Genomic DNA, 13751 nt, shown 5'->3' on the forward strand with positions numbered 1-13751 from the left:
TCGGAAAGCAAATCGCGATCAGTACCGGTAGTGTTCGGGCTTGAACGGCCCTTCAACCGGCACGCCGATGTAGTCGGCCTGCTTCTGGCTGAGCTTGGTCAGTTGCACGCCGAGCTTGTCGAGGTGCAGCGCGGCGACCTTCTCGTCCAGCTTCTTGGGCAGGACATAGACGTCGTTTTCGTAATCGGCCTCGTTCTTCCACAATTCGATCTGGGCCAGCACCTGATTGGTGAAGGAACAGCTCATCACGAAGCTGGGGTGGCCGGTGGCGCAGGCGAGGTTCACCAGGCGGCCCTTGGCCAGGACGATAATCTCCTTGCCGTCCGGAAACTTTACCAGGTCGGTGCCGGGCTTGAGCTCGGTCCATTCGTAATTGTCGAGCGCGCCGATCTGGATCTCGCTGTCGAAATGGCCGATGTTGCAAACGATGCTCATCGGCTTCATCGCCTTCATGTGCTCGGCGGTGATCACGTCCTCGTTGCCGGTGGTGGTGACGAAGATGTCGGCGCGCTTCACGCCCTCTTCCATGGTCACGACCTCGTAGCCCTCCATCGCCGCCTGCAGCGCGCAGATCGGATCGATCTCGGTCACGAGAACGCGCGCGCCGCCGTTGCGCAGCGACTGCGCCGAGCCCTTGCCGACATCGCCGTAGCCCGCAACCAGCGCGACCTTGCCCGAAAGCATCACGTCGGTGGCGCGGCGGATCGCGTCGACAAGCGATTCGCGGCAGCCGTAAAGATTGTCGAATTTCGACTTGGTCACGCTGTCGTTCACGTTGATCGCCGGGAACGGCAGCTTGCCCTGCTTGGCGAGGTGATAGAGGCGGTGGACACCAGTGGTGGTTTCTTCCGAGACGCCCTTGATGGCCTTGACGCTCTTGGTGAGATAGCCGGGCTTGTCCGCGAGGAAGGCCTTCAGCGCGCGCTGGAACTCGATCTCCTCGGTGTTCTGCGGCTCGGGCAGTTCCTCGCCGGCTTCGACCCGCGCGCCCCACAGCGCGAACATCGTGGCATCGCCGCCGTCGTCGAGGATGAGGTTCGCGGTCTGGCCATCGCCGTCCTGCTCCCAGTCGAAGATGCGGCCGACATAGTCCCAGTAATCCGCCAGGCTCTCGCCCTTGATCGCGAAGACGGGGATGTCCTGCGCGGCGATGGCGGCGGCAGCATGGTCCTGGGTCGAATAGATATTACAGGTCGCCCAGCGCACTTCGGCGCCCAGCGCCACCAGCGTCTCGATCAGCACCGCGGTCTGGATCGTCATGTGCAGGCTGCCGACGATGCGCGCGCCCTTGAGCGGCTTGGCCTCGCCATATTCCTCGCGCGTGGCCATCAGGCCGGGCATCTCGGTTTCGGCGATACGGATTTCCTCGCGCCCGTAATCGGCCAGCGCGATATCCTTGATAACGTAATCCTGTTTGGCTTCGGCCACGAAAATTCTCCTGAATGCGGATGGGTGCCGGCCGGGGAGAACGGCGGCACGCGAATGAGGCGCGCCCTAGCTGCGGCCAGTCGCGATGGCAAATATAAAGGTATCTTTATATGCTGATGCCGCACCGAGGCGTTGTCCTGTCGGCGCGCGCAACTATATCGCCTGCCGAAGCAACCGACAGGAGCAGACAATGACGATTTCCGTAGGCGACAGACTTCCCGACGTCACCTTGACCAAGGCGACCGCCGATGGCCCCGAGCAGGTGCAATCCAGCGAGTTCTTCAAGGGCAGAAAGGTCGCCTTGTTCTCCGTACCCGGGGCTTTCACGCCGATCTGCTCGGCGCGTCACCTCCCCGGCTATGTCGAAAAGGCCGGCGAGCTCAAGGCCAAGGGTGTCGACGAGATCGCCTGCACCGCAGTCAACGACGCCTTCGTCATGGGTGCTTGGCAGGGGGCCAACGAAGCCTCCGAAGTGACCATGCTGGCGGACGGCAATGGCGATTTCGCCCAGGCGGTCGGTCTCACCATGGACGGCAGCGGCTTCGGCATGGGCCAGCGCGGCCAGCGTTACTCGATGATCGTCGACGACGGCGTGGTCAAGGAGCTGAACGTCGAACAGCCGGGCGACTTCTCCGTGTCCAGCGCGGAGCACATGCTCGGCCAGCTGTAAGAGGTGCGAGAGGCGGGGCGGCCGAAGATGCGTTCGCTCCGTCTCCGATCAACCAGGCGGTTTATCCGTATCCCATCAGCTTGAGCACTTCCTCGCGGCTGCGCTCGTCGTCGCGGAACGTGCCCATCATCCGGCTGGTGACCATGCCCACGCCTGGCGTTCGGACGCCGCGCGCGGTCATGCAGGCGTGACTGGCCTCGATCACCACCGCGACACCCTGGGGCTGGAGATGCTTCCAGATGCAGTCGGCGACTTCCGCCGTCAGCCGCTCCTGGACCTGCAGGCGCCGCGCGAAGCCGTGAAGGACGCGGGCCAGCTTGGAAATGCCGACGACCCTATCGGTCGGCAGATAGGCGATCGCCGCCTTGCCGATGATCGGGGCCATGTGATGTTCGCAATGGCTCTGGAAGGGGATGTCCTTGAGCAGCACGATCTCGTCGTACCCCCCGACCTCCTCGAACACGCGCGAGAGATGGACGGCCGGGTCCTCGGTGTAGCCGAGGCAATATTCCTTCCACGCCCGCGCCACGCGTGCCGGTGTATCCAGCAAACCCTCGCGGGTGGGATCGTCGCCGGTCCATTCGATCAGCGTACGGATCGCCGCCTTCACATTTTCCGGCACTGGCGGCTTGCCCCGCGCATCGTCCTCGTCGGGCCCGACCAGACTGCTCATTTGCCCCTTATCCTTCTGAACCTGTCGCGATAGCGTTGAAGCCTGCTTCCCTTGCGAAAAAGGCCGCCCTTGGCAAACGGCTCGAACATGTGTTCGGGACCTTCGGGATCGAGCAGTTCGCTGGTTGCCAGGCTCTCCTCGACCCCGGTGAGTTCGGGCGGATGATAGCGCACCAGATTGCGGCCGCCCTCCGGCGTGATCGAATGATCGATCAGCGCGATCATCGATCCGTGCCGTTCCAGCAATTCCGGCATATCGGCCTCGTCCAGCCCGCAATGCTCTGCCAGCAGCGAGTGGCGCAGCGCCGTTATTGCCGGGCGCGCGTGTTCGTTTCCGGATCGGGTGGCATCGACGAAGACGTCGCATTCGCTGTCGAGGCCCATCGAGCGGTTGTTCATATTGGCCGAGCCGATGCGAAAGATCTCGTCGTCGACGATCATGATCTTGGCATGGACATAGATCGGCGTCGTCCCCGAATAGGGGGTCCAGATCGAGAAGCGATCCTTGTCGTCCGCCTTGTCGATGGTTCGAACGAGCTCGGCGCGGGCGTGGTCCATCGCCTGACGTTCGAGCCAGCCGTCGGCATTGGCAGGATGGACGATGACGATTTCCGGCGGATCGTCCTCGCGCACACGCTCCAGGATCGCCTCGGCGATGGCGCGCGAGGCGAAATACTGGCTTTCGGCATAGATGAAGCGCTTTGCCCGCTTGATCTGGCTCACGAACAGCTGCTCGATTTCGTTGACCTTGCCCCAGTCGCGATGGGCGGCGCGTGTTCGGGCGATCCCGACCTCGACATTCTCGAACGTCACGTCGAGATCGTCGGGCCACAGGCTCTTCTCCGGCCGCTTGATCGGCAGCAGGGGTTTGCCTCCGGCGCGAATCCACCGGTCCCGGCCGAGATCGCTCAGCGCTTCCGCAACCTCGCCTTCCATGATCATCGACGCGTCGTGCCAGGGATCGTAGCGACGCCCGTTGGGCGTTCGCCGCAGCGGCTGGACCTCTTCGTGATCGCGGGTGTCCCAGCGCTTGCCGGTCATATCGATGCACCCGCAGACCGCGAGCGAGCTGTCGATGACTGCGAGCTTCTGATGGTGGCTGCAACCGACCGGATGGGCGCTGTCGAACTTGAAATCGATCCGCCGGTGACGAAACCACCGCGCGAGGTCCAACCACATCGATCCGCGAAAGGTGAACTTGAAGACTCCGAAGCTCCATTTGAGGATACGCACCTCGAGCGTCGGACGATGGCGGACGAGCCAGGCGATGAACCCACCGAGCCGCGCGGGATATTTGTCCTTCCATCCACGCTGCCACCAATGCCGGCCTTCCGCCAGATGGATGCGCGTGTCGAAATCCCAGCCGATCAGAAAGATACGGAAGCGGGCATTCAGCATCAGTGCCTGCATCGCCGAAAAATACTGCGCGGCATCGATCACCACGCGTGCGCGATCGACCTTGGCATAACGCCAGACACCCGGCTCGACGCTGTCGTCGAGCCGGGTGATGTCGGCGGGATTTTCCTCTGCGGTGTCTATCGGACGTGCCCCTCCGTGCGGCCTATTCCTTGGCGTCTTCCTTTTTCTCCGGAGTGACTTCGGCCTCGTCCTTCTCGTCCTTCTTGCGGCGATCGAAAACCGAACGCATGTGCTCCATGTCCTTCTCGTCCAGATAATTCGCGAAGTCGGGGAAGTGCTCTTCCTCCTCCTCGTCGATATGATGGCGATACTGGTGGTCGAAGTTCTTGAACTTCGTCAACCATCCGCCTGCGCCCATGTCGGTCGCGGCGAGGTCGTTGAGAGCTTCCTCGATCTCGTGGTGTTCGGCCACCGAATGCCGCGTCTCGCCGGTTGTCGGCGGCTTGCGCAGCATGGTGGAATAGAGCGCCTGTTCCTCTGCGGCGGCATGGCTCTTCAATTCCTTGGTGAGTTCCTCGAAGAGATTCTCGCGCTCGTCGGTATCGCCGCTGGTTTCCAGAAGCTTGTCGAGCAGTTCGCGGTGGCGGTCGTGATCCTGCTTGAGGCGGTCGAAGATTTCCTTGGTATCGGCCATGTGCGGCTCCCTGTCGTGCATTGCGAAATGTTAACAGGCGGAGCGCGACGATGTTCCACACTTGCCGTGCGTCCCGCCATTCCCCATCTGCAGAGGCGATGGACCACGGGATTGCCACGCCGGACACACAGACAATGCAGCGTATCGCGGAACGGGTATTGAAGACCCTTCCCGATCGGTTCCGCGAACATCTCGGCAGGGTGGTTCTCCGGGTGGAGGATTTCGCCACCCAAGAACAGCTCGCATCGGTCGACCTCGACGACGAATGGGAGCTGAGCGGCCTCTACGAGGGCGTCCCGGTGCCGGACAGCTCGATCTGGTCCAGCGGCGAGATGCCGCCGCGCATATGGCTTTTCCGCCAGCCGCTCGCCGCCGAAATGCGGGAAACCGGAGTCGGGCTGGAGGAACTGGTTCGGCACGTTGTGATTCACGAAGCCGGACATCATTTCGGCTTCAGCGACGACGACATGCATTGGCTGGAAGACGAGGTCTAGCCGCGCCGGGACTGCGCCAGGAGCGCGGATTTCCCGAATGACCGATGGCCGAAACCACAAGAGGCCACCCTTGCGATGCAAGGATGGCCTCTTGTGGCGCGCCCGGAAGGATTCGAACCTCCGACCACCTGATTCGTAGTCAGGTACTCTATCCAGCTGAGCTACGGGCGCGCATTGGAGCGGCGCACATAGGTGGGGGCTGCTGGCTTGGCAACCCTCTTTGCCCCGGGGCTCTGGCGCTCTTCGAAAAGCTGCCGACAGAGCGCCAGGTCGAGCGGCGGGCGCTCGAGACGCGCGATTTCCTCGGGTCGGAACCAGCCCGTCGCACCGCCTTCGAGGGACGCGGGCTCTCCCGTCCAGCTTCGGGAAGTGTAAAGTAGAATGACGATCGGTCTGGAAGCTTCACCGCCCGCCCATTCCGCGAATCCGACGGGCTCGGGCTCGGTCTTTTCGAGCACTACGCCTAGCTCCTCGACAATCTCCCGCACCAGCGCATCCCGAGGCATCTCGCCATTTTCGACCTTTCCGCCGGGAAACTCCCACAGCCCCGCATGTGCCTTGCCCGCCGGTCGGCGATGCATCAGCCACCGCCCGTCCTCGCGCTGCAACGCCACCGCGACCACCGGGACGAATGTCGGCTTTTTTTCCACTTCCCCGGCTCCTCTCAACCTTTTCTTAACCCGCCGACGGCTATCTCCCGGGCATCGCTTTGACGACATCCAGTGGGGTCGGGGAATGGTCAAACTCTGCAGCAGAATCGTGCGCGATGAAACGGGCGCGACTGCGGTCGAGTACGGTTTGATCCTGGCTCTCGTGTTTCTTGCGATGCTGGGCGCGGTCCAGGCCTTCGGCCAGAACGCGACCACGATGTGGAACGATACGTCGGAGACGATCAACGAAGCATCGAGCGCAACACGGTAATTCGTGAAGGAGCGACGGGGTTAGGGAAATCTCAATCTCTTGCACGGATGATTACAGAGCCTGTTCGAATTTTTGGGACGGACAGGTCGGGTACCGAAGACTGAACCAGGAGACGACGAATGAAATTCTTCAACAAGCTGGCCCGCGACGAGCAGGGCGCCACCGCCATCGAATACGGCCTGATCGCCGCTCTGATCGCGGTCGCCGCGATCACTGCGATGCAGAGCCTCGGCAACAACCTCTCGACGACCTTCAACAAGGTCTCGACCTCGATGACCGCCACCGCGTAAGCGAACGCATCGACAGAACAGGAAAGCGGCGGGGGAAACCCCGCCGCTTTTCGTTTGCGCGTATTCAGTCTGGCGACCCTAGCGGCCGCGAACGACGATCTTGACCTTTTGGCCCGGCGTCACGTTCTGCCCGCTCGACAGCCCGTTGAGCACCCGGAACCGAGCTTCCTGGCCATTGCTATAAGCCATCCGACTGGCGAGCGTGTTCACCGTGTCGCCCGCGCCCACGGTTACCACATCGATCTGGCGCGGGATCACGTTGGCCGCCTCGCTGGCACTGATACGCCGCATCGAGTTGAACATCGACGAGAAGACGTCGGCGTTCCCGGCCGGCGTGATCGCTTGGAAATGGTAGGCCTGGTTGTTGCCGAATTCATAGGCGAAAACGACGACATCCACCTGCCCCTGGCCGGAGTTCACCCTGGCCGTACCGTAGGCTGCCGGGATCCCGTTGACCGTCGTGCGCTGGATGCTCTGGGGCCGCAGCTGGGTCTGTTGCCCGCCCAGTTGCGCGAAGACGTTGGCAACGTAGTTCTCGATGTTGCCGCTGTAAGGCGCCAGCGTCAGTTGCGCCTGACCGCCCTGCCCGTTGACGCTGACCGCGCGGGTGCCGTTGATCATGTAATATCCGCTCGGCGCGGTGAACGCCAGACGCATCTCGGGATGGATGAACTGGCGGCCCTCGATCACACCTTGTGCCGGATCGTCGCCGTAGAGCAATCCGTCGATCCGCGTCAGGAAGGTGTCGCGATTGGTGACTCCGGTCATCCCTTGCGCCATCTGCGCGGCCGTGCGCACGCGGCTTGCCGGATCGGGGTGGGTGGAAGCCCATTCGGGTATTCCCGCATCTTCGCGGCCCTGAAGCTGCGCGTCGAGCGCGTTTTGCGCCGCGAGGCTCGCCAATACCGTCGACATGGCGTTCGGGTCATAGCCTGCGCTGTTCAAGTAGCGGACGCCCAATTCATCCGCTTCGAGTTCCTGCTCTCGCGAGAAGCGCAAGGTGAGAAGTTGCGAGCCCTGCAGGGCGAATTCACCCAATTGCTGCCCGATACCGCCGCCGACGACCGAACCCAGGACTGCGCCGAGCACACCCAGGATCGAGTTCTGCTGCGCCTGCGCCTGACGGCGCTGCGAGTGCCGCGCGGCGACATGGCCGACCTCATGGCCGAGAACCCCGGCGAGTTCCGCCTCGTTGTTCATCAGCGCCACGAGCTGGCGGGTGGTGTAGACATAGCCCCCGGGGATAGCGAAGGCGTTGTTCACCGAGCTGTTGAGCAGCGAGACGGTAAAGCTCTCGCGCGCATTCCCGAGCCCGGACTGGACCGCGATGTTCTGGCCGACCTGCTGGACGTACTGCGCCTGCGGCCCGGACATCGCGCCGCCGAATTCGGCCAGTAGCTGGGGATGCGCTTCGGCTCCGGTCTGCGCCTCGCTCTGCGTGATCGGCGCGCTGGAACTGGGAATGTTGCCGGTGGCGGCACAGCCAGTCAGCGCAAGGGCGATGGCGGCGGTGGAAGCGGTGGCGATTGTCTTGGTGCGCGGCATTGTCTTCTCCCGATGTGCACCCACCCCCACCAGGCAGGCAATGTCCGTTCGGGTGTGTAATTCCGCGCGCCCGGCGATGTTCCCGAACGAGCCCGGCTTCCGGGAACGCCGCTTACCGCTCAGCCGGCCATCTCAAGGAAGCGATCTTCGCGCATGCGGCGAAGGGCCGCCGGCTCCATCTCGCCGAGACGGTCGAGTTCTTCCCCCAGGGCCTCGCCAAGCGCGGTCGCCGCGGCACCCTTGTCGCGGTGCGCGCCGCCGACCGGCTCAGCGACAATCCGGTCGATCACCCCGAGCTCGAGCAGGTGCTGCGCGGTGACCTTCATCGCCTCGGCGGCATCCGCCGCTCTGTCGGCGGTGCGCCACAGGATCGAGGCGCAGCCCTCTGGCGAGATCACCGAATACACCGAATGCTCCATCATCAGCACCCGCTCGGCGCTGGCGAGCGCGACCGCGCCGCCCGAACCGCCTTCGCCGACGATCGCCGCGACCATCGGCACCGGCAGGGCGAGACAGGCCTCCGTGGCGCGGGCGATAGCCTCGGCCTGACCGCGTTCCTCGGCCTCGACCCCGGGAAAGGCTCCGGACGTGTCCACCAGCGTCACCACCGGCAGGCCGAACCGGCCCGCCATGTCCATCAGCCGGATCGCCTTGCGATAGCCTTCTGGCTTGCCCATGCCGAAATTGTGCCGGATGCGGCTTTCGGTGTCGTGGCCCTTCTCGTGCCCGATCAGCATCAACCGGCGGCCGTTCAAACGCGCGAAACCACCGAGGATCGCCTGATCGTCGCCAAAGGTCCGGTCGCCGCCCAGCGGCACGAATTCCTCGAAAACGCGCTCGACATAGTCGCGGAAATGTGGGCGACCGGGATGGCGGGCCACCTGCGTTTTCTGCCACGGGGTAAGCCCGGCGTAGGTGCTCTTGAGGAGACCGGCGCTCTTGCGCTCGAGCCGCCCCAGCTCGGCCGCGATGTCGACCCCGTCGTCTTCCGACGACTGTCGCAATTCGGCGATGCGCTTTTCCAGCTCGGCGACCGGCTTCTCGAAATCGAGGTACGAAATCATGAGCAGCCGCTAGTCCCTCAGCCGCGCACGCGCAAGCGGATGGCGCTCGTTCACCAGCTTCACCAGCCGCGCGGCATCGACATGGGTGTAGATCTGCGTAGTGGCGATGTCGGCATGGCCGAGCAGGGTCTGGAGCGCCCGCAGATCGGCTCCGCCTTCCAGCAGATGGGTGGCGAAGGCGTGGCGCAGGACGTGCGGGCTGAGCTTTTCGGGCGCCAGGTCGGCGCGAGCCGCGAGCTCCTTCAGCATTTGATAGAGCCGGATACGTGTCAGATGGCCCCTTCGCGATGGAAAGAGGTGGCGCGAACCCGAGGGACGGACCGCCATCCAGCGCGCCAGCGCCTTGGACGCGCGCGTGCTTACCGGGACCATACGGGCCTGGCCGCCTTTTCCGGTGACGGTCAGGAACGGCGCATCGCGGGGCACCGCGCCCACGGGCAGCGACACCAGTTCGGTCGCGCGCAGCCCCGAGCCGTAGAGCAGTTCGAGCAGGACCAGCAGCCGGATCGCGGGCGGACGATCCGAAGCTGCTTCCCCCTCGGCCTGCGCGAACAGGCGCTCGATTTCGGCGTGAGAAAGTATCTTCGGGAGCGGCCGGCGCGGTGCCGGGCGCGGAAGCGCAGCGCTCGGATCGTCCTTGCGGCGGCCTTCGTCGACAAGGAAACCGTAGAACTGACGCAGCGCCGATGCCTTGCGCGCCAGGGTCGCGGGCGCGAGCGAGGCCCAGGCGTTGCCGAGAGTAGCGAGATCGTCGCGGGTCGCGGCAGAAAGCCCGCCGGTGATGTCCTCGGCCTGCGCGAGATCGCGGCGATAGGCGTCCAGCGTGTTACGCGCCGCGCCGCGCTCGGCGGCGAGCATGGCGAGGAAGTCGTCGATGTCGCTCACCGTCAGGCGCGCGCGACCGCCTCTGCCGCGATCATTCGCGCTTCGGCCTCCATCCCGGTGGCCGCGAGCGCGCGGACGATGTGAAAGAGGTGAAGCGCAGTCATCCGATCCCAGGAAGCGCCCTGCATCCCGAGCCCGGCGAGCAGCGCCACCAGCGTCGGATTGCCCGCCCGGGCCGCCCCGTCGATCGCCTGGGTCCAGCGCGTCTGGCGGCCGAGGTTGATGCCGAGCGACCCGGAATATTCCGAGACGTCACCGCTGCCGATCCTCTCGAGTCCGGCGAGCCCCGCCAGCAGCATGCGCGCCTTCTCCTCACCATGGTCGTCGAGGAAGGTGGAGAAATCGCCATCGCTTGCAGACACGCCTTCGCCCGGCTGGGCGAACAGCAGCAACGCCCAGCCTTCGCTGCCATCCTCGACCACGCCGGACCAGCGCAGCGCATCGCGCTCCAGCCCGGCGGTGAGCATCGAGGCGATGAGGGACCCGGCATCGCCGGCGAAATCCTCGCGCGGGTCGAGCCGGGCGGCGGCATATGCGGTCAGCACGAAACGACCGTAGTCGCGATCCCCGCCCCAGATGTCGCGTATCGCTGCCAGGCGCGCGGCGGGATCGGGCGCGACATAGGCTTCGCGCAACCGGGCGGCAGTGATCGCCGCATCGCCCTCGACGCTCTCCTCGGCGTAGATCTGCGAATAGAGGTCGACCATGGCCCGGCTCGACAGAATGCCTTCAGCAGCAGCGACATCGGCGGCCTCGACCCGTTGCGGACCGGTCAGTGCCGGCGTCATCGCAGCCGAACGCCGGTAATAGGGCCCGGCCTCTTCGAGCAGCGCCTCGGGCACCTCCTCGCCCAGCGCATTGGCCAGTGCGAAACGCCAGGGGGACAGTCCCTCCACCGCATCCCACTCGATCGTCACCGCCCGGCGCCCTTGCCCCGCAGCACCGGCATAACGCTGTGCCAGCAGCGCGTCGATCCGCTCGACCTCGCCCGAATTGAGCGCCCGGCGCAGATCGTTCTGCGCCCGCGTCCCGTCGCCGGCGTAGGCACTGCAGATGCCAGCGAGCAGGCGCCACTGCCCCTCGTCGCGGCTGTCCGCCAGCCGCACCGCCGGGCACGCGCCGACGATGTCGGAGGTGCCGATATAGGCGGCGATCGCCGCATCGGTCAGCGCCGGGCTGTATTCCTGGGTATCGACATCCTGGACAAGCGCGCGCGCCGCGGCGAATTCGCCCAGGCCGTTGAGCGCGCGGGCCCGCAGCGCGGCGAAATAGACCGGGTCCATCCCCTGCGGCGCAGCGAGACGGCTGGCGAGCGCGCGGCGCAGCAGGATGTGTCCCCAGCGCGAGACCACGGGCCCCTGAATTCCCGCCAGCACCGCCCTGACGAGGCGGGCCGGCTGGCGCGCGAGCGAGCGGGGCGGCATTCCGCCTTCGGATGCGGCGACGACGCCGACACGATCGGTCGAGCGCCGCGCCGCGGGGGGAATGTCGAACCGGGGGCGCAGGCCGAGCAGTTCGTCGAGCTCGTCGGTCGAAAGCGATTCGAGCTCCTCAAGCGTCGGCAGACCGGACAGGTCGTCCGGACCGGTCGAAGCGGGAGGGTTCGAGGATGGCGGAAGCGGCTGAATCACCTCCCCGCCGCTGCCCGTCGGTGCCGCAGAGGGGGCCGCTTGCGGCGCACGGGTCGCGGTGGGGCTGGGCGTCGGTGTCGGCGCTGGCTGGTCGAAGCCGGGCGGCAAGAGGTCGGCAGGCCGATCCTGCGCCAAGGCCAGGGTCGAACCGAGCGCAAGCGCCGCGACGCTGGTCAACATCACTCCACGCATCAGCGAACCACCCCGGAAGCTTGCGCCCCGGACACCTCCGCCGGGACCGGCACCGCCTGCTCGATCGGATGCAGCGGCTCTTCCCCGCCATCGAACCAGGCCAGGAAGAGTATCGCCAAAAACACCAGTGCCAGCGTCACCACGACCCGCCTACCCCGCATCACCTTGTCTATTGCCTGCATCCGAATTGTCATGCTTGCCTGCCCGTTAGCCCATGTCTACGCCTCGCGGCAATGACCCAGGCGCCCGCCGACGACCGAACCCCTCCCGATGTCTCGGCGATCGCCGGGCGGCTCGATCGTCCGGTCGTGCTCGTCGGGTTGATGGGAACGGGAAAATCGACGGTCGGCCGCCGTCTCGCGACATTGCTGGGAACCGGGTTTGTCGACGCCGACGAGGAAATAGAGCGCGCCGCCGATCGTTCGGTCGCGGAAATCTTCGAGGAATTCGGCGAGGCGCATTTCCGCGACGGCGAACGCCGGGTCATCGCGCGCCTCATCGCCGAACGGCCCGGCGTGATCGCTACCGGGGGCGGCGCGTTCGTCGATCCGGATACCCGCGCGCTGATTCTCGAGCAGGCGGTCGCGGTGTGGCTGGACTGCGAGATCGACACGCTGGTGGAGCGCACCGGACGCCGCGATACCAGGCCGCTGCTGCGCGACGGCGATCCGCGCGAGATCCTGTCGGCGCTGAGGGATTCCCGCGCCCCCTGCTATGCCGAGGCGCACTGCCGGATCATGACCGACGACGCCCCGCACCACGCCACCGCGCTCAAGATCATCGAGGCACTCGACGCATGGCTGTGATCCCGGTCGAACTCGGCGGACGAAGCTACGACGTCCATGTCGGCCGCGGCCTGCTCGAGCGGGCCGTCGCAGACGGTCTGCTGCCGTCGCCGGGCGGTGGGCTCTGCCTCGTCGCCGACGGCAACGCACTGGCGCATCACGGCGAGCGATTGCTGCACGTCCTGAAGGAGGCCGGCGCCGCTGTGGCGGTCTACGAAGTCCACGGCGGCGAGGCTGCGAAGAGCTGGAGCGAACTCGAGCGCCTGACCGATTGGTTGCTGGCGCAGGGCGTCGAACGCGGCGATCGCGTGCTGGCAATGGGCGGCGGGGTGGTCGGCGACCTCACCGGTTTCGCCTGCGCCATCCTCAAGCGCGGGACCGGCTTCGTCCAGCTGCCCACCACCCTGCTGGCGCAGGTCGACAGCTCGGTCGGGGGGAAGACCGCGATCAACACCGCCGCGGGCAAGAACCTGGTCGGCGCGTTCCACCAGCCTTCACTCGTGCTCGCCGATCTCGACACGCTCGCGACCCTGCCGGAACGCGAGCTGCGCGCCGGCTATGCCGAGGTGCTCAAATACGGCGTGCTGGGCGATGCGGAATTCTTCGACTGGCTTTGTGCGAACGCCGACGCCGTGCTCTCTCTCGTGCCGGACGCCATCGAACATGCGGTCGCCACCAGTATCGCCGCCAAGGCGCGCATCGTCGCCGAGGACGAGCGCGAGACCAGCGGACGCCGCGCGCTGCTCAACCTCGGGCACACTTTCGGCCATGCACTGGAAGCGGCGACGGGATTTTCCGAGGGCCTGCTCCACGGCGAGGCGGTGGCGCTCGGCATGGTCCTCGCGGCGCGTTATTCCGCGCGGCGCGACGACTGTTCGCTGGACGATGCAGAACGCGTGACACGCGCGGTCTCGCAAGCCGGGCTCCCCACGGAAATCTCCGCGCTTGGTCTCGAATGCGACGGGGCGGCGCTGGTCGATCACATGCGGCACGACAAGAAGATGCAGGGCGGTACCCTGCCCTTCGTTTTGCTGCGCACCATAGGTGCAGCATTTCTAGCGAAGGATGTGGCGTTGGAGGACGTCGCGCTATTCCTCGACGAACAGCTTCAGACCCACTGA

16 protein-coding genes and 1 tRNA gene are annotated in these 13751 nt (G+C 65.6%); 6 read left to right on the forward strand and 11 right to left on the reverse strand.

Translation table 11 applies throughout. From position 1 onward, the window contains the following. Positions 1-18 precede the first annotated feature (18 nt). Positions 19-1428, reverse strand: a complete 1410-nt coding sequence (gene ahcY / locus ACGHN1_RS11290; protein WP_390551004.1) for an adenosylhomocysteinase — start codon at positions 1426-1428, stop codon at positions 19-21. Between the two features lie 190 nt (positions 1429-1618). Here ahcY and ACGHN1_RS11295 point away from each other — a divergent pair, with 190 nt between their 5' ends. Beyond that, positions 1619-2098 (forward strand): peroxiredoxin, encoded by a 480-nt coding sequence (locus tag ACGHN1_RS11295; protein ID WP_390551005.1) that lies wholly within the window; start codon positions 1619-1621, stop codon positions 2096-2098. Positions 2099-2159: 61 nt separating this feature from the next. On the opposite strand, the gene folE is transcribed toward ACGHN1_RS11295, so the two are convergent. From folE to ACGHN1_RS11310, 3 genes are all read right to left on the reverse strand, one after another. Next, the gene (folE, locus tag ACGHN1_RS11300) at positions 2160-2771 is read right to left on the reverse strand and encodes a GTP cyclohydrolase I FolE (RefSeq protein ID WP_390551006.1); all 612 of its coding nucleotides are present in this window, start codon (positions 2769-2771) and stop codon (positions 2160-2162) included. Then, positions 2768-4210: a phospholipase D-like domain-containing protein gene (locus ACGHN1_RS11305; protein WP_390551007.1), complete on the reverse strand. Its 1443-nt coding sequence runs from the start codon at positions 4208-4210 to the stop codon at positions 2768-2770. Before ACGHN1_RS11305 ends, folE begins: the two co-directional genes overlap by 4 nt. Positions 4211-4331: 121 nt before the next feature. Then, positions 4332-4823 carry a hemerythrin domain-containing protein gene (locus ACGHN1_RS11310; protein WP_390551008.1) on the reverse strand — a complete coding sequence of 164 codons (492 nt, stop codon included), beginning with the start codon at positions 4821-4823 and terminating at the stop codon, positions 4332-4334. A gap of 134 nt (positions 4824-4957) precedes the next feature. On the opposite strand from ACGHN1_RS11310, the gene ACGHN1_RS11315 reads away from it, so the two are divergent. Beyond that, complete coding sequence (locus tag ACGHN1_RS11315) at positions 4958-5317, forward strand: metallopeptidase family protein (RefSeq protein ID WP_390551009.1); 360 nt, start codon at positions 4958-4960, stop codon at positions 5315-5317. Positions 5318-5411: 94 nt separating this feature from the next. Here ACGHN1_RS11315 and ACGHN1_RS11320 read toward each other — a convergent pair. After that, a tRNA-Arg gene (locus ACGHN1_RS11320) sits at positions 5412-5488 on the reverse strand. Then, positions 5479-5967 (reverse strand): (deoxy)nucleoside triphosphate pyrophosphohydrolase, encoded by a 489-nt coding sequence (locus tag ACGHN1_RS11325; RefSeq protein WP_390551010.1) that lies wholly within the window; start codon positions 5965-5967, stop codon positions 5479-5481. The genes ACGHN1_RS11320 and ACGHN1_RS11325 overlap by 10 nt, the downstream gene beginning before the upstream one ends. A gap of 109 nt (positions 5968-6076) precedes the next feature. On the opposite strand from ACGHN1_RS11325, the gene ACGHN1_RS11330 reads away from it, so the two are divergent. Both ACGHN1_RS11330 and ACGHN1_RS11335 read left to right on the forward strand, forming a co-directional pair. Next, positions 6077-6238 (forward strand): Flp family type IVb pilin, encoded by a 162-nt coding sequence (locus ACGHN1_RS11330; protein WP_390551011.1) that lies wholly within the window; start codon positions 6077-6079, stop codon positions 6236-6238. Between the two features lie 119 nt (positions 6239-6357). Further along, a complete protein-coding gene (locus ACGHN1_RS11335; RefSeq protein WP_390551012.1) occupies positions 6358-6528 on the forward strand; it encodes a Flp family type IVb pilin in 171 nt (56 codons plus the stop codon). Between the two features lie 78 nt (positions 6529-6606). On the opposite strand, the gene ACGHN1_RS11340 is transcribed toward ACGHN1_RS11335, so the two are convergent. From ACGHN1_RS11340 to ACGHN1_RS11360, 5 genes are all read right to left on the reverse strand, one after another. Beyond that, positions 6607-8073: a M48 family metalloprotease gene (locus tag ACGHN1_RS11340; protein ID WP_390551013.1), complete on the reverse strand. Its 1467-nt coding sequence runs from the start codon at positions 8071-8073 to the stop codon at positions 6607-6609. Between the two features lie 119 nt (positions 8074-8192). Next, the gene (locus ACGHN1_RS11345; RefSeq protein ID WP_390551014.1) at positions 8193-9137 is read right to left on the reverse strand and encodes an acetyl-CoA carboxylase carboxyltransferase subunit alpha; all 945 of its coding nucleotides are present in this window, start codon (positions 9135-9137) and stop codon (positions 8193-8195) included. Positions 9138-9146: 9 nt separating this feature from the next. Further along, positions 9147-10022: a tyrosine recombinase gene (locus tag ACGHN1_RS11350; protein WP_390551015.1), complete on the reverse strand. Its 876-nt coding sequence runs from the start codon at positions 10020-10022 to the stop codon at positions 9147-9149. Positions 10023-10024: 2 nt separating this feature from the next. Then, the gene (locus ACGHN1_RS11355; RefSeq protein ID WP_390551016.1) at positions 10025-11845 is read right to left on the reverse strand and encodes a hypothetical protein; all 1821 of its coding nucleotides are present in this window, start codon (positions 11843-11845) and stop codon (positions 10025-10027) included. After that, on the reverse strand, positions 11845-12039 hold the full coding sequence (locus tag ACGHN1_RS11360; protein WP_390551017.1) for a hypothetical protein: 195 nt from the start codon (positions 12037-12039) through the stop codon (positions 11845-11847). Before ACGHN1_RS11360 ends, ACGHN1_RS11355 begins: the two co-directional genes overlap by 1 nt. A 39-nt stretch (positions 12040-12078) precedes the next feature. Here ACGHN1_RS11360 and ACGHN1_RS11365 point away from each other — a divergent pair, with 39 nt between their 5' ends. Both ACGHN1_RS11365 and aroB read left to right on the forward strand, forming a co-directional pair. Continuing rightward, a complete protein-coding gene (locus tag ACGHN1_RS11365) occupies positions 12079-12651 on the forward strand; it encodes a shikimate kinase (protein WP_390551018.1) in 573 nt (190 codons plus the stop codon). Further along, complete coding sequence (gene aroB, locus ACGHN1_RS11370; RefSeq protein WP_390551019.1) at positions 12642-13751, forward strand: 3-dehydroquinate synthase; 1110 nt, start codon at positions 12642-12644, stop codon at positions 13749-13751. The genes ACGHN1_RS11365 and aroB overlap by 10 nt, the downstream gene beginning before the upstream one ends.

Source organism: Qipengyuania sp. MTN3-11, from assembly GCF_042851825.1.
Taxonomy (GTDB): Bacteria; Pseudomonadota; Alphaproteobacteria; order Sphingomonadales; family Sphingomonadaceae; genus Qipengyuania.

Bases quoted from the DNA above. Each gene is read 5' to 3' on its own strand.
- folE (WP_390551006.1), bottom strand. From the start codon at position 2,771: ATGAGCAGTCTGGTCGGGCCCGACGAGGACGATGCGCGGGGCAAGCCG.
- ACGHN1_RS11345 (WP_390551014.1), bottom strand. From the start codon at position 9,137: ATGATTTCGTACCTCGATTTCGAGAAGCCGGTCGCCGAGCTGGAAAAG.
- ACGHN1_RS11355 (WP_390551016.1), bottom strand. From the start codon at position 11,845: ATGCGTGGAGTGATGTTGACCAGCGTCGCGGCGCTTGCGCTCGGTTCG.
- ACGHN1_RS11340 (WP_390551013.1), bottom strand. From the start codon at position 8,073: ATGCCGCGCACCAAGACAATCGCCACCGCTTCCACCGCCGCCATCGCC.
- ACGHN1_RS11310 (WP_390551008.1), bottom strand. From the start codon at position 4,823: ATGGCCGATACCAAGGAAATCTTCGACCGCCTCAAGCAGGATCACGAC.
- ACGHN1_RS11360 (WP_390551017.1), bottom strand. From the start codon at position 12,039: ATGACAATTCGGATGCAGGCAATAGACAAGGTGATGCGGGGTAGGCGG.
- aroB (WP_390551019.1), top strand. From the start codon at position 12,642: ATGGCTGTGATCCCGGTCGAACTCGGCGGACGAAGCTACGACGTCCAT.
- ACGHN1_RS11335 (WP_390551012.1), top strand. From the start codon at position 6,358: ATGAAATTCTTCAACAAGCTGGCCCGCGACGAGCAGGGCGCCACCGCC.
- ACGHN1_RS11365 (WP_390551018.1), top strand. From the start codon at position 12,079: ATGACCCAGGCGCCCGCCGACGACCGAACCCCTCCCGATGTCTCGGCG.
- ACGHN1_RS11295 (WP_390551005.1), top strand. From the start codon at position 1,619: ATGACGATTTCCGTAGGCGACAGACTTCCCGACGTCACCTTGACCAAG.
- ACGHN1_RS11315 (WP_390551009.1), top strand. From the start codon at position 4,958: ATGCAGCGTATCGCGGAACGGGTATTGAAGACCCTTCCCGATCGGTTC.